Source organism: Massilia sp. IC2-278, assembly GCF_020708045.1.
Taxonomy (GTDB): Bacteria; Pseudomonadota; Gammaproteobacteria; order Burkholderiales; family Burkholderiaceae_D; genus Telluria.
In genome coordinates, this window is sequence record NZ_JAJFES010000009.1 from 56,335 (window position 1) to 69,381 (window position 13,047).

Consider the following 13,047-nt stretch of genomic DNA (forward strand, 5'->3'; position numbering starts at 1 on the left):
GGCACGATCCCGTCCGCTCTTTTCACCCTATTCTACGCATACACCCATGACGTACCAGATCACTGTCCAGCCCAGCGGCCACCAATTCGCCTGCGAGCCTGACGAAACCGTGCTTGCCGCCGCGATCCGCGCCGGCGTCGGCCTGCCGTATGGCTGCAAGAACGGCGCCTGCGGCTCGTGCAAGGGCAAGGTCGTCGACGGCAGCGTCGCCCACAAGCCGCACCAGGCGCGCGCCCTGAGCGAGCAGGAAAAGCTGCAGGGCATGTCCCTGTTCTGCTGCGCGGTGCCGGATGGCGATGTCACCATCGAGGCGCGCGAAGTCGGCGGCAGCAGCGACTACCCGCTGCGCAAGATGCCGACCCGCGTGCAAAGCATCACCCGTGCCGCGCCCGACGTCGCCATCGTCACCCTGCAGTTGCCGGCCAACGAGGCGCTGGCCTACCGCGCCGGCCAGTACATCGAGTTCCTGCTGAAAGACGGCAAGCGCCGCGCCTACAGCATCGCCAGCGCGCCCTCGCTCGAGCGCCCGCTGGAACTGCACATCCGCCACCTGCCCGGCGGCGTGTTCACCGACCATGTGTTCGGCGCCATGAAGGAGCGCGACATCCTGCGTTTCGAAGGCCCGCTCGGCACCTTCTTCCTGCGCGAGGAATCGAACAAGCCGATCGTGCTGCTGGCCTCGGGCACCGGTTTCGCGCCGGTCAAGGCGCTGGTCGAACATCTGATGCACCTGAAGTCCGAGCGCCCTGTGCGCCTGTACTGGGGCGGGCGCCGTCCGCAGGACTTGTACATGGACGAGCTGTGCCAGGCCTGGAGCACCACCCTGCCCGACTTCCGCTACGTGCCGGTGATCTCGGATGCGCTGCCCGAAGACAACTGGACCGGCCGCAGCGGCTACGTGCACGCGGCGGTGATGCAGGACATCCCGGATCTGTCGGGCTGGCAGGTGTACGCCTGCGGCGCGCCGGTGATGGTCGATGCGGCGCGCGAGCAGTACGTGGCGCAGTGCGGCCTGCCGGCGGACGAGTTCTTTGCGGATTCGTTTACGACCGAGGCGGATCTGGCTCGCGAATGAATCGCTAAGCTCGATCGGCACAGGGTGGACGGCGCAGCCGTCCACCCGCCAGCAGCCTGATCCGGATTCAGGCACAATGACCGGCTTCTCGCCAGTCATTTTCCTCCATCCATGTCTCTGTTGTCGCCAACCGGCGGTCTGGGCGTCCTGCGCAACCGCAACCTCTCCTTTTACCTGTCCGCCCGTTTCCTCGGCACCCTGGCCGTCCAGATGCAAAGCGTCGCCGTCGGCTGGCAGGTCTACCAGATCACCGGCAGCCTGTTCGACCTCGGCCTGATCGGCCTGGCCCAGTTCGCGCCTTTCCTGGTGCTGATCCTGTGGGCCGGCCACGTGGCCGACCGCCACGACCGCCGCAAGATCATCGTCGCCTGCATGCTGGTGCAATTGCTGGTGAGCGCGCTGCTGCTGGCGTTCACCTTCAGCGGCAGCAAGGTCGTGTGGCCGGTGTTCGCCGTGCTGGTATTGTTCGGCAGCGCGCGCGCCTTCATGATGCCGGCCTCGCAGGCGGTGCTGCGCAACCTGGTGCCGGACAAGGACTTCGGCCAGGCCGTCGCCCTCTCGTCCTCGACCTTCCATGTGGCCGTGATCGCCGGCCCGGTGCTGGGCGGCCTGCTGTATGTGTTCGGCCCGACCTTCGTGTACTCGGTGTCGGCAGCGCTGCTGCTGATTTCCGTGATCCTGATGGCCTCGGCAAACAGCGCCCCGCAGGCGCGCAGCACGGCGCCGGTCAGCTGGCATTCCCTGCTCGAGGGCCTGCGCTTCGTCTGGTCGCGTCCGATCGTGCTGGGCGCGATTTCGCTCGATCTGTTCGCGGTGCTGTTCGGCGGCGCCACCGCCCTGCTGCCGGCCTATGCCCACGACGTGCTGCACGCCGGCCCCACCGCGCTCGGCTGGCTGCGCACCGCGCCGGGCGCCGGCGCCGCGCTGTGCTCGATCGCCCTGGCCTTCTTCCCGCTGCGCCGCCACGTGGGCGCCTGGATGTTCGGCGGCGTGGCCGTGTTCGGGCTGGCCGTGCTCACGCTCGGTTTCACCGACCGCTTCCCGGTGGCGCTGGCCGCCCTCTTCATCCTCGGCGCGGGCGACATGGTTAGCGTCTACGTGCGCCATTTGCTGGTGCAATACGAAACGCCGGACGAAATCCGCGGCCGCGTGAGCGCCGTGAACTCGGTCTTCATCGGCGCCTCGAACGAGCTGGGCGAATTTGAATCGGGCATCACCGCCGGCTGGCTCGGCCTGACGCGCGCGATCCTGCTGGGAGGCGCGGCCACACTGGCCGTGACCGGCCTGTGGGCGGTATTGTTCCCGGTGCTCTCGAAGATGGACCGCTTCCCGCATAACGAGAAGAAGACTTAGTTGAGGCGCTCGGTGCGTGGCCGAACACAGTAAATCATGCAGGATGTGTAAGATCGGCTCCAGCACTTGTGAATAGGGAGCCAACTATGCAAATCAATGTCAACACCGACCACACCATCGAAAAACACCAAGGCCTGGACGAACACGTCGAAAGCGTGGTCCAGTCCTCGATCGGCCGCTTCAGCGAGCAGGTCAACCGCGTCGATGTCCACCTGAGCAACGAGAATAGCCAGAAGCAACTGGACGGCGGCAACTACTGCATGATGGAAGCACGCGTCAACGGCTACGCGCCTGTTGTCGTGAAAGAGCATGCAGTCAACCTGCACCAAGCGATCTCGAACGCCGGCGGCAAGCTCAAGCGCGCGCTCGACAGCGCCATCGGCCGCCTGAACGACAAGGGCCGCCACGAAGCGCCTCCGGTCGACGACGCCGTGGACATCCTGTCCGACAAGAACCTGACCAGCGGCGCGTAAGGTAGGACGCGCTGCGCCACGCGGCATCCTGTCATGTGGCCTTGCCGGGCCGGGGCCAAGGCCCTGATCAGCCCGGCGCAGTCCCCTCGACCATCGCGCGTACGTCGCGCAGGTAGCGCAGTCCGGGCAAGGCCCGGCTGCCATACCAGGACATCATTTCCCCATCGACCAGGAACACAGGGATGCCGAGCTGCTTCTCGAGCGCGTCCGCGTGCGCCTGCGTGAAGCGGTAGGGTTCGGTCGACAATAGCACCGCGTCCAGCTGGCCGACCAGTTCGCTCGACCAGGCAAAGCGCGGATAACGTGCCTCGCCCAACGCCGGCACGCGCCAGCCCAGCTCGCCCAGCATGCGCGCAATATACGTGTCGCTGGAAATACTCATCCACGGGTCTTGCCAGATGCAATACAGCACCGTGCGCGTGGGCCCTGTGCCCTGCGCGCGCAGCGCCGCGTACTCGGCCTCGAAGGCCGCGCACCAGGCCTCGGCCCGCTCGGCGGCGCCGAAGATGCCGCCCAGCAGGCGCGCCAGCCCCAGGTTGTCGCGCGGCGCCACCGGGTGGGTGACGACGATGTGCGGCACGAATGCGGCCAGCGCCTCGACGGTCGGCTTTTCGTTTTCGTCGATGTTCACCACCAGGTGGGTCGGCGCCAGCTTGCGGATCTTTTCGATGTTGATGTCCTTGGTGCCGCCGATCTTCGGGATCGTCTTGACCACCTCGGCCGGATGGATGCAGAAGCCGGTGCGGCCGACCACCTGCCCGGCCAGGCCCAGGTCGCACAGCAGTTCGGTGATCGAGGGGACCAGCGACACGATGCGCGCAGCGGGCGCCGGCTGGTGCTGGACGCCGAGGGCGTCGACAAGATGATGGTCTGGTGAAGTCATGGCCGCTATTGGAACACCGATGTTTCCGAAACACCAGCCGATCCGATTCGCATGATGGTTTATCATGCAACTTATGGTTTACACTGCGCCAGCAACCACGCGGAGAAAAGTCTTGAAACACATCGGTAAGTTTGGCCAGTCGGGGCACAAAATCGACGACCTGCAATTGTTCCGCGGGGCCGACATGGCCGCGGCGGCGCGCGCCATCGCCGAGTGCGACGTGGTGCGGGTCACCGAAGGCGAACTCATCGAAGACACGGTCCGCGCCCGCCTGTACATCGTGCTCGCCGGCATGCTCGAAGTCGAGACCGACGGCCACGCCGGCGCCTCGGACGGCAACGTGAACCGCATCCTGCCCGGCGAAAGCGTGGGCGAGCAATCGGTACTGGACGACGCCGTGAACCTGGACGCCGTGCGCGCGGTGGAAGACACCCTTCTTCTCGTGATCGAATCCGAACTCGCCTGGGAACTCATCGACCACTCGAACGCCGTGGCGCGCAACCTGCTGCGTTTGCTGTCCTTCCGCATCCGCGCCACCAACGCCATGCTGCGCCGGCGCCAGAAGCTGGGCGAGTTCTACCGCCAGCTCTCGCTGAACGACACCCTTACCGGGCTGTACAACCGCACCTGGCTGGCCGACATGCTGCCGAAACTGGTGGGCCGCGCGCGTGCCCAGGGCAGCCCGCTGGCCCTGCTCATGGTTGACCTCGACAACTTCAAGAAGTTCAACGATACCCATGGCCACCTGGTCGGCGACGCCGCCCTGTGCGCCGCGGCGAACGTGATCCGCGACGGCCTGCGGCCCTCTGACTTCGCCGTGCGCTATGGCGGCGAAGAACTGATGGCGGTGCTGCCCGACACCAATGCCGAGATGGCGCACATGGTGGCGAACCGCCTGTGCCAGAAGATGCGCGAGACCGTGCTCTTCCCCGACATGCGCGTGCCGATGCCGCACCTGACCGCCTGCTTCGGCGTGGCCGTGCTCGACCCGAGCGCCGACGAAACCGCCCTCATCGACGCCGCCGACGCCGCCCTGTACCGGGCCAAGGAAGCGGGCCGCAACTGCGTGAGCCTGTAAGCGCCCGGACCCTGGCAGGTTGACGGAACAGGGCGCGCGCCCGACAATTCCGTGCCACGCTGGCGGACTACTCCACCAGCGTCTTAATCACGGACTTCGATGAGCAACCACACCTTCCTCTGGCACGACTACGAAACCTTCGGCGCCCAGCCGCGCCGCGACCGTCCGGCCCAGTTCGCCGCGATCCGCACCGATGCCGAGCTCAACGAGATCGGCGATCCGGTCATGCTGTACTGCCAGCCGGCCAACGACTACCTGCCCGACCCGCAGTCCTGCCTGATCACCGGCATCACGCCCCAGCAATGCCTGGAACTGGGCGTGCCCGAGCACGAGTTCGCACGCCAGGTCGAGGCGGCGTTTGCCGAGCCCGGCACGGTCGGCGTCGGCTACAACACCATCCGCTTCGACGACGAGGTCACGCGCTTCCTGTTCTGGCGCAATCTGATCGATCCGTATGCGCGCGAGTGGAAGAACGGCTGCGGCCGCTGGGACCTGCTCGACGTGGTGCGCATGACCTATGCCCTGCGTCCGGACGGCATCGAGTGGCCGCGCCACGAGGATGGACGCCCGAGCTTCCGGCTGGAGCACCTGACGGCCGCCAACGGCCTGGCCCACGAGTCGGCGCACGATGCGCTGTCCGACGTGCGCGCCACCATCGCCCTGGCCCGCCTGATCCGCAGCAGGCAGCCGAAACTGTTCGACTTTTGCCTGGAACTGCGGCGCAAGGACCGGGTCGCCGCCGAGATGGGATTGCACCTGGAACCGGCGCTGCGCCAGCCCTTCCTCCACGTGTCGGGCATGTTCCCGGTGGAACAGGGTTGCCTGGGCCTGGTGTGGCCGCTGGCCCAGCATCCGTCGAACAAGAACGAGATTTTAGTTTGGGATTGCCGCCACGATCCGTCGGAACTGTTCGGGCTGGACGTGGACACGATTCGCCAGCGCATGTTCACGCGCAGCAGCGACTTGCCCGAGGGCGTGACGCGCCTGCCGATCAAGAGCGTGCACCTGAACAAGTCGCCGATGCTGGTCGGGAATTTGAAGACCCTGAGCCCGGCGATGGCCGAGCGCTGGGGCATCGACGTGGCCCGGCACCGCGCGCATGCCCAGCTGGCGGCGCAGGGGCCGGACATGGCGGCGGTGTGGGCGCAGGTGTTCAAGAAACCTGCCGCCGTCGACGAGACCGATGTCGATGAGGATTTGTATGGCGGCTTCATCGGCAACAACGACCGGCGCAAGCTCGATTCCATGCGCGGCGAAACGCCGGCCCGGCTGGCAAGCATGCAGGCGGCGTTCGAGGACGAGCGTCTGGTCGAGCTGCTGTTCCGCTATCGTGCACGCAATTTCCCGGAGACCTTGAACGAGGTGGAAATGGCGCGCTGGGAAGAGCACCGCGCGGCGCGCCTGTTCGATGGGGCGGGGAATGCGCGGACGGTGGACCAGTTGTTCGGGGAGATCGATGCGCTGTCGGAGACGGCGGATGAGCGGGCGCAGGAGGTTCTGGGGGCGTTGTACGATTACGTGGAGATGATTGCGCCGGAGCGGTATTGAAGTTGGCATAGCTAGTGTATTGGAGCTATTGCCTGAGCCCTCAGTGTTGGACTGAATCCGCGTGGACTGTGGAGCCTTGTGCGGCCCGGCCCACTTTACCGTGGGCGTCTCTTGCGAGATCAGACCAACTCCGATCTACTCATGGAGTGTGCCGGAGAATCCAGCTGAAAAGCCTGGAAAGTCTACGAATAAGCGAAAGTAACTAGCATGGGAGAGCACGGTATCCAGTAGCCGGTGACGAAAGCAGACATCACGGCGTTGGTCTCCAGGAGAGGTTAACATTCCCATGTTAAACGACGTAATGCAGTGAAGACATCGACCAGAATCACAATCGATGCTTCAGGCTCGCATTTCAGACAAAGGGCCGGCCTTAAAGTACCATGCCCAGAAGATCCTGTGGGTAATATTGGCATGTAAATAGCTGAATGCCTATTTAGCTTAATAAACTTTAAAACTATACAATTTCCCTCTTAGAGCCCTATCTTCAGCAAAGCAGATCTTTGCATAGGCTGCTGTAAATCCAAACTAGATTTGATTTTACAACCAAAAAATAAGTATCATATCAACTCGCATTCCATTTCTTAATTGGAACAGAGCATGATAGGCCTACTTGTTGCTGAGCGAAATGCAGTGTTGCGACTTGGAATTCAATCGTCTGTCGCTTCGCACAGGGACATTACTATAGTGATGGAAATATTTGAACAGGCTCAGCTTTTGTCAGGCCTGTCGTACTTGAAGTTTGATGTTGCCTTGGTTGAGCTAACCTTTTTCAGAAGCATCACAAGCGAACAATTAGATAAGCTCCGAGAACTGAAACCTGGCTTACGTTTACTGGTGCACTCGTATAGCAATGATCTTTCTACCGCTATAGAAGTCTTCAAGTGTGGGGCATTGGGCTACTTGGCAAGACAGTGTACAGCGGCCGAGCTTCGTCACGCGATAGAAACGATTTATTCAGGCAAGCCACACCTAAATGCGTTGATCCGAGATGCATTAGCAGAACATATTTTTAAACCAAGCAACATTTCCAATCTATTACTTAGTCGTAGAGAATTTCAAGTTTTTAGAATGTTGGCAATCGGCATTAGTGAAGTAGGAATTGCTGCACAATTAAACTTAAGCATCAAAACAGTAAGCACCTACAAAACACGTTTACTTGCAAAAATTGGTCTCTCTACTTTAAGCGATCTTGTACAATACGCCATATTTCATAAACTGATAAGCCCATACAAAGACTGGGCCGGCGACCATGGCTCTGACTCGGCGGAAAAAAATTAGGGTTAATGGTGCTCAGCAGGAGAAAGGCTCTCTGCCAGGGTAACAGCAGAACAAAGAACTTGCATGAACGCTTGGCTACATAGATCACGAGCTGCTGATAGTCCAAACGTAGTGTAACGCGTGCCAACTATATGCCGTTAAAAGCAGCGAGAATTACACTAGAATTCATTAAATCGTATGAAGCTGTTTGATATTGTTTCGGAATAGGAGCATCTTAGTCTTCTCAAGCCTTAGCGGCGATTGCCAAGAAGACGAGTATCAGGATGACGAAGAGCCAGGTTGCAGCATGATCAGCAACCCGGTTATGTTGTTGATCCTGAATAACTTGTTTTTCCCTGAGCTCTGCTGTCTCTTCAAGCAACTTGCTGAGTAACAGGGTCATCTCTTTGTCAAACAGAATTGCGAAGCTCTGGCATTCTTCGCTGGGCAAACTGTCCATGTATTTCTCGAGTAGATCCTGTTGAGTGCGCATGGCTTCACCCAAATCCGCACTACTGTCCCGAGCGTTTCGAAGCAGGGTAGCATATCGAGCCACCAGTAATCGAACTGACTGAACGGTGACAGTTCGATCTCCAGTATCCATCTTGGCAAGCCTCACTCGAACGTTCACGGTGGTAAACAGCACGTCTCAGCTTTACGTCAAGTATATGCTACCTGAATGCTAATAATCTAAGCAATTGTTGCGATCTGAGCCGTCGGTGCGATTGGCTCTGTAAATGGTTCTTGCGATCTCTGTCAACTGTTGATATTGCCACTCGAAAGAATCTCGGCATAGCTGGCTGACATCATCTCGTTATGCCATAACCGCTCATGAAGTAGAATGAATCACGCTGCCAGGCAACATAAAATGCGCCATCCGATTTGTGGCCTTTGGTGTACGGGAGTCTCAGCGTTCCCATACTCAGCTAAACCAACCGGTTGTAGCTGACACTGGGAAACAGGCGCAGACACCTTCTGCGCATGTCGCCTTTGTCGATGCATCGCCCCACGGTCAACAATCAGCACAATTAAAACAATGGTGGAGCTCAGCCCTGCCTAAACCAGTACGCTACGCATTTTCATTCTAATAGGCGATCTGTCTCACGCGGACCACGCATACGAATATCCCTCTACGCAACTGTGCGCGCATCTCATCACACAGGATCTCGTGGTCAACCACCGACGAATCGATTGGCTGCCCGTATCATCCCCGATACCGATTGATCTCATCGCGTGTCTCGCGCGCCACCCTGCGCGCCGCCGCCGCGAAATCCTCGCCCGCTTCCGGCTTCGCATAAATGATCGCCCGCGAGGAATTGATCATCATCCCGGCCCCATCGGCGGTCCGCCCGGAACGCACGGTCGCCCCCACATCCCCACCCTGCGCCCCGATCCCCGGCACCAGCAGCGGCATGTCGCCGACAATAGAACGCACCTGCGCCAGCTCCTCCGGGAAGGTCGCCCCCACCACCAGCGCGCATTGCCCGTTGCGATTCCACTTCTCCGCCACCAGCCGTGCCACGTGCTGGTACAACGGCTGTCCGCCCACGTCGAGGAACTGCAAATCCGAGCCGCCCGCATTCGAGGTGCGGCACAGCACGATCACGCCGCGGTCCGCCCATTCCATGTAAGGCTCGACCGAATCGAAGCCCATGTAGGGGTTGACGGTGACCGCATCCGCGCCATAGCGCTCGAAGGCTTCGCGCGCATACTGGTGCGCGGTGGCGCCGATGTCGCCGCGCTTGGCGTCCAGGATCAGCGGAATGTGGGGATAGGTTTCGCGCAGGTAGCGGCAGATTTCTTCCAGCTGCGCTTCCGCACCCAGCGCCGCGAAATAGGCGATCTGCGGCTTGAAGGCGCAGGCCAGGTCGGCTGTGGCATCGATGATGGCCTTGCAGAAGCGGACAATCCCGTCCGGCGCATCCTTCAGTTCGTCGGGAAAGCGCGCCAGGTCGGGGTCCAGGCCCACGCACAGGAGCGAATTGTTGCGGGTCCAGGCGGCGGACAGTTTATCGATGAAATTCACGGCAAGTCCTCTTCACGGTGTCATTGCAAACCCCGTATTTTACCTGCGCCGCAACGCCGGCCGCCGCTGCCTGCCCGGCCGTGCGACCGGCACTGCCGCTCTTGGGGTATATTTTATTCATTCGACAACTCGCCATGGACAAGCACATCATGACGTCTACCCTCTTCTCGCGCTGGGTCCGCCTGCTGGCCGGCGCCCTGCTGGCCGGCTCACTGCTCTCGGGCTGCGGCTACAACGACTTCCAGACCAAGGACGAAGCGACCAAGGCCGCGTGGGGCGAAGTGGTGAACCAGTACCAGCGCCGCGCCGACCTGATCCCGAACCTGGTCAACACCGTGAAAGGCTATGCCTCGCACGAGCGCGAAACGCTGGAAGCGGTCACGCGCGCCCGTTCCGCCGCCACCAGTTTCCAGATCACGCCGGAAGTGCTGAACAACCCGGAGGCCTTCCAGAAATTCCAGCAGGTGCAGGGTGAACTGTCGGGCGCCCTGTCGCGCCTGATGGCCGTGTCGGAAAAATACCCGGACCTGAAAGCGGACACCAGTTTCCGCGACCTGCAGTCGCAGCTGGAAGGCACCGAGAACCGCATCACGGTGGCGCGCCAGCGCTACATCGCTTCGGTCCAGGACTACAACGTCACCGTGCGCAAGTTCCCGACCAACCTGACGGCGATGATGTTCGGCTACGACGCCAAGCCTTCGTTCACGGTCGAGAACGAAAAAGCGATCTCGACCGCGCCAACGGTTGACTTCGGCAGATAAGGCGCGTCGATGACCCTCCTGCGCACCTTCTGGCTTTGCCTGCTGGCCATGACGCTGGCCGTGCTGGCGCCCACGCCGGCCCGGGCGCAACTGAAGGAAGTGCCGCCGCTGGCCGGCCACGTCACCGACGAGGCCGGCATGCTGGACGCCGACCAGCATGGGCGCCTGGAAGCCGTGCTGACCGATTACGAGGCGAAGACCGGCAGCCAGATCGCCGTGCTGCTGGTGAAATCGACCGAGCCGGAAGCCATCGAGCAGTTCGGGATCCGCGTGGCCGATGCCTGGAAGCTGGGCCGCAAGGGCGTGGACGACGGCGTGCTGCTGATGGTGGCGCGCGACAACCCGAGTTCCCTGCGCCGCCTGCGCATCGAGGCCGGGCGCGGCGTGCAGGGCGTGCTGACTGACGCCCAATCGAAACGCATCCTGCAGGACACGATCGCCCCCCACTTCCGCCAGGAACATTATTACGAAGGCCTGGTCGCCGGCGTCGGCGCCATCGCCACCCTGCTGAATCAGGAACAGTTCCCGGCGCCTAAGCAGCAAGCGCAACCGGCGCGCGTGCCCCAGGGCGATGGCGGCGGCGGTCTCGGCATCGTCGGCATCGTGCTGCTGGTAGTCGGCTTCAGCCTGGTGCGCTCGATGTTCCGCCCGCGCCGCACCCGCCTCTCGCGCGGCGGCTGGGGCAGCGGCGCCACCGGCTTCATCCTTGGTAACGTCCTTGCCAACATGGGCCGCGGCGGCGGAGGTGGCTTCGGCGGCTTTTCGGGCGGTGGCGGCGGCTTCGGCGGAGGCGGGTTCTCCGGCGGCGGCGGCAGTTTCGATGGCGGCGGCGCCTCGGGGGACTGGTGATGACACAAGAAACGGCAGGTTCCTTCGGCCAGCGCCTGGGCCGCGTGCTGCGCCACTGGCGCAGCACGAAAGCCGATGCGCGGCGCGCCTTTCCTGACGCCACCCTGGAAGCGGTGGCCCAGGCGATTACGGCCGGGGAGCGCACCCACCGCGGCGAGGTGCGCTTCATCGTCGAGAAGGCCTTGCCGGCCGACGAGATCTGGGACGGCGTCACCAACCGCCAGCGCGCCCTGGCCCTGTTCGCCGACTACGGCGTGTGGGATACCGAGGACAATTGCGGCGTGCTGATCTACGTGAACCTGGCCGACCACAAGGTCGACATCGTGGCCGACCGCGGCATCGACCGCAAGATCGACGGCACGACCTGGCAGGCGGTATGCCGCACCATGACCGAAGGCTTCCGGCGCGGCGAATTCCACCAGGCCGCGCTGGCAGCGGTCGAGCAGGTGAACTCGCTGCTGCGCGAGCACTTCCCGGCGGACGGCGAGCGCCCGAACGAACTGCCCGACCGCCCGATCATGCTGTAGCACCGCCGCCTACCTGCCTGTGCGGGTTCTCGCTACAATCTGGGCTTTCCCGACACCCTGAAAGCCCTGCCATGAAACTCGCCAACAAGACCGCCATCGTCACCGGAGCCAGCCAGGGCATCGGCCTGGCCTGCGCCCAACGCCTGGTGCGCGAAGGCGCGCGCGTGATGCTGGCCGACGTGCGCCCGGAAGGCGCCGCCGCTACCGAGGCCCTGGGCGACGCCGCCCGCTTCATCGTGGCCGACGTCAGCCAGAAATCCGACGTCGACGCCCTGTTCGCCGCCACCCTGGAAGCCTTTGGCCACATCGACATCCTGGTCAACAATGCCGGCGTCACCCATGCCGCCGACTTCCTCGACCTCACCGAAGACGACTTCGACCGCGTGCTGCGCATTAACCTGAAGTCGATGTTCCTGTGCAGCCAGGCGGCGGCGCGCGACATGGTCAAGCGCCAGAGCGGCTGCATCATCAACATGTCGAGCGTGAACGCCGAACTGGTGATCCCGAACCAGGTGCCCTACGTGGTGTCGAAGGGCGGCGTCAACCAGCTGACCCGGGTGGCCGCCATCAGCTTGGCCCAGCATGGCATCCGCGTGAACGCGGTCGGCCCCGGCACGATTCTCACCGAACTGGCCAAGCAGGCCGTGCTCGGCAGCCCGCAGGCGCGCCACACCATCCTGTCGCGCACCCCGCTCGGCCGTTGCGGCGAACCCGAGGAAGTAGCGGCCATCGTCGCCTTCCTGGCCAGCGACGACGCCTCGTACATGACCGGCCAGACCCTGTATGCCGACGGCGGCCGCCTGCCGCTGAACTACACGGTGCCGGTACGCGACGACGCGAACGCCTGAACCGGCGCAGGCAATGCAGCCTGCATACGGCCCGGCTAGTATTCATACTTCGTATGTCTGGTATCTGTATTTGCAATTAGACACGTATGCCGCAACGCAGCATAATGGCACCTGTCTCCACTATTCTCCTCCAAGAAAATAGTTTTAAGCCCGCTCAATCAGCGGGCTTTTTTTTTGCGCTTCGGTTTGATCTTGCTTAAACAACCGCGTAGACGTCAACGAACGGATGCGTGCTTTCGCGTCCCATCTGGTAGACCAGCCAAACGCTGCCGCGTTCGCATAACCACGCATGAGCTTGCGCTGTGTCATGTCTGCGTCACAAACCCTGCCTATACTGGATTCATCTGCGGTACACGCAACCGATATGCG

13 protein-coding genes are annotated in these 13,047 nt (G+C 62.4%); 10 read left to right on the forward strand and 3 right to left on the reverse strand.

What is annotated here, in order from left to right:
• Positions 1–46: 46 nt before the first annotated feature.
• The 3 genes from LK540_RS16815 to LK540_RS16825 all read left to right on the forward strand — a co-directional run bounded on the left by LK540_RS16815 (position 47) and on the right by LK540_RS16825 (position 2,901).
• Positions 47–1,075 carry a CDP-6-deoxy-delta-3,4-glucoseen reductase gene (locus LK540_RS16815; RefSeq protein WP_229438456.1) on the forward strand — a complete coding sequence of 343 codons (1,029 nt, stop codon included), beginning with the start codon at positions 47–49 and terminating at the stop codon, positions 1,073–1,075.
• Positions 1,076–1,186: 111 nt separating this feature from the next.
• Entirely contained in the window at positions 1,187–2,428 is a 1,242-nt protein-coding gene (locus LK540_RS16820) for an MFS transporter (RefSeq protein WP_229438457.1), read from the forward strand.
• An 86-nt stretch (positions 2,429–2,514) separates the two neighbouring features.
• Entirely contained in the window at positions 2,515–2,901 is a 387-nt protein-coding gene (locus tag LK540_RS16825; RefSeq protein ID WP_229438458.1) for an HPF/RaiA family ribosome-associated protein, read from the forward strand.
• Positions 2,902–2,968: 67 nt separating this feature from the next.
• On the opposite strand, the gene LK540_RS16830 is transcribed toward LK540_RS16825, so the two are convergent.
• On the reverse strand, positions 2,969–3,784 hold the full coding sequence (locus LK540_RS16830) for a helical backbone metal receptor (protein ID WP_229438459.1): 816 nt from the start codon (positions 3,782–3,784) through the stop codon (positions 2,969–2,971).
• A gap of 112 nt (positions 3,785–3,896) precedes the next feature.
• Between LK540_RS16830 and LK540_RS16835 the strand changes: the two genes are divergently transcribed.
• The 3 genes from LK540_RS16835 to LK540_RS16845 all read left to right on the forward strand — a co-directional run bounded on the left by LK540_RS16835 (position 3,897) and on the right by LK540_RS16845 (position 7,688).
• Positions 3,897–4,862 carry a GGDEF domain-containing protein gene (locus tag LK540_RS16835; RefSeq protein ID WP_229438460.1) on the forward strand — a complete coding sequence of 322 codons (966 nt, stop codon included), beginning with the start codon at positions 3,897–3,899 and terminating at the stop codon, positions 4,860–4,862.
• Positions 4,863–4,961: 99 nt separating this feature from the next.
• A complete protein-coding gene (gene sbcB / locus LK540_RS16840; protein WP_229438461.1) occupies positions 4,962–6,410 on the forward strand; it encodes an exodeoxyribonuclease I in 1,449 nt (482 codons plus the stop codon).
• Positions 6,411–7,007: 597 nt separating this feature from the next.
• Positions 7,008–7,688, forward strand: a complete 681-nt coding sequence (locus LK540_RS16845; RefSeq protein ID WP_229438462.1) for a response regulator transcription factor — start codon at positions 7,008–7,010, stop codon at positions 7,686–7,688.
• Positions 7,689–7,911: 223 nt separating this feature from the next.
• Here LK540_RS16845 and LK540_RS16850 read toward each other — a convergent pair whose 3' ends face one another.
• Together LK540_RS16850 and pyrF are read right to left on the reverse strand one after the other, a co-directional pair.
• Positions 7,912–8,127 (reverse strand): hypothetical protein, encoded by a 216-nt coding sequence (locus LK540_RS16850; protein WP_229438463.1) that lies wholly within the window; start codon positions 8,125–8,127, stop codon positions 7,912–7,914.
• 744 nt (positions 8,128–8,871) lie between these two features.
• Positions 8,872–9,693 carry an orotidine-5'-phosphate decarboxylase gene (pyrF, locus tag LK540_RS16855; protein WP_229438464.1) on the reverse strand — a complete coding sequence of 274 codons (822 nt, stop codon included), beginning with the start codon at positions 9,691–9,693 and terminating at the stop codon, positions 8,872–8,874.
• A gap of 149 nt (positions 9,694–9,842) precedes the next feature.
• Between pyrF and LK540_RS16860 the strand changes: the two genes are divergently transcribed.
• The 4 genes from LK540_RS16860 (at position 9,843) to LK540_RS16875 (ending at position 12,678) form a co-directional block, all read left to right on the forward strand.
• The gene (locus LK540_RS16860; protein ID WP_229438465.1) at positions 9,843–10,454 is read left to right on the forward strand and encodes a LemA family protein; all 612 of its coding nucleotides are present in this window, start codon (positions 9,843–9,845) and stop codon (positions 10,452–10,454) included.
• A 9-nt stretch (positions 10,455–10,463) separates the two neighbouring features.
• Positions 10,464–11,303, forward strand: coding sequence for a YgcG family protein (locus tag LK540_RS16865; protein ID WP_229438466.1), 840 nt, complete (start codon positions 10,464–10,466; stop codon positions 11,301–11,303).
• On the forward strand, positions 11,303–11,830 hold the full coding sequence (locus LK540_RS16870) for a TPM domain-containing protein (RefSeq protein WP_229438467.1): 528 nt from the start codon (positions 11,303–11,305) through the stop codon (positions 11,828–11,830). Before LK540_RS16865 ends, LK540_RS16870 begins: the two co-directional genes overlap by 1 nt.
• A 71-nt stretch (positions 11,831–11,901) precedes the next feature.
• Positions 11,902–12,678, forward strand: a complete 777-nt coding sequence (locus LK540_RS16875) for an SDR family NAD(P)-dependent oxidoreductase (protein ID WP_229438468.1) — start codon at positions 11,902–11,904, stop codon at positions 12,676–12,678.
• The last annotated feature ends 369 nt before the right edge of the window (positions 12,679–13,047 follow it).

What these genes read in the sequence shown, in the direction of transcription:
- LK540_RS16815 (WP_229438456.1), top strand. Translation starts at nt 47, where the DNA reads ATGACGTACCAGATCACTGTCCAGCCCAGCGGCCACCAATTCGCCTGC.
- LK540_RS16820 (WP_229438457.1), top strand. Translation starts at nt 1,187, where the DNA reads ATGTCTCTGTTGTCGCCAACCGGCGGTCTGGGCGTCCTGCGCAACCGC.
- LK540_RS16825 (WP_229438458.1), top strand. Translation starts at nt 2,515, where the DNA reads ATGCAAATCAATGTCAACACCGACCACACCATCGAAAAACACCAAGGC.
- LK540_RS16830 (WP_229438459.1), bottom strand. Translation starts at nt 3,784, where the DNA reads ATGACTTCACCAGACCATCATCTTGTCGACGCCCTCGGCGTCCAGCAC.
- sbcB (WP_229438461.1), top strand. Translation starts at nt 4,962, where the DNA reads ATGAGCAACCACACCTTCCTCTGGCACGACTACGAAACCTTCGGCGCC.
- LK540_RS16845 (WP_229438462.1), top strand. Translation starts at nt 7,008, where the DNA reads ATGATAGGCCTACTTGTTGCTGAGCGAAATGCAGTGTTGCGACTTGGA.
- LK540_RS16850 (WP_229438463.1), bottom strand. Translation starts at nt 8,127, where the DNA reads ATGGACAGTTTGCCCAGCGAAGAATGCCAGAGCTTCGCAATTCTGTTT.
- LK540_RS16860 (WP_229438465.1), top strand. Translation starts at nt 9,843, where the DNA reads ATGACGTCTACCCTCTTCTCGCGCTGGGTCCGCCTGCTGGCCGGCGCC.
- LK540_RS16865 (WP_229438466.1), top strand. Translation starts at nt 10,464, where the DNA reads ATGACCCTCCTGCGCACCTTCTGGCTTTGCCTGCTGGCCATGACGCTG.
- LK540_RS16870 (WP_229438467.1), top strand. Translation starts at nt 11,303, where the DNA reads ATGACACAAGAAACGGCAGGTTCCTTCGGCCAGCGCCTGGGCCGCGTG.
- LK540_RS16875 (WP_229438468.1), top strand. Translation starts at nt 11,902, where the DNA reads ATGAAACTCGCCAACAAGACCGCCATCGTCACCGGAGCCAGCCAGGGC.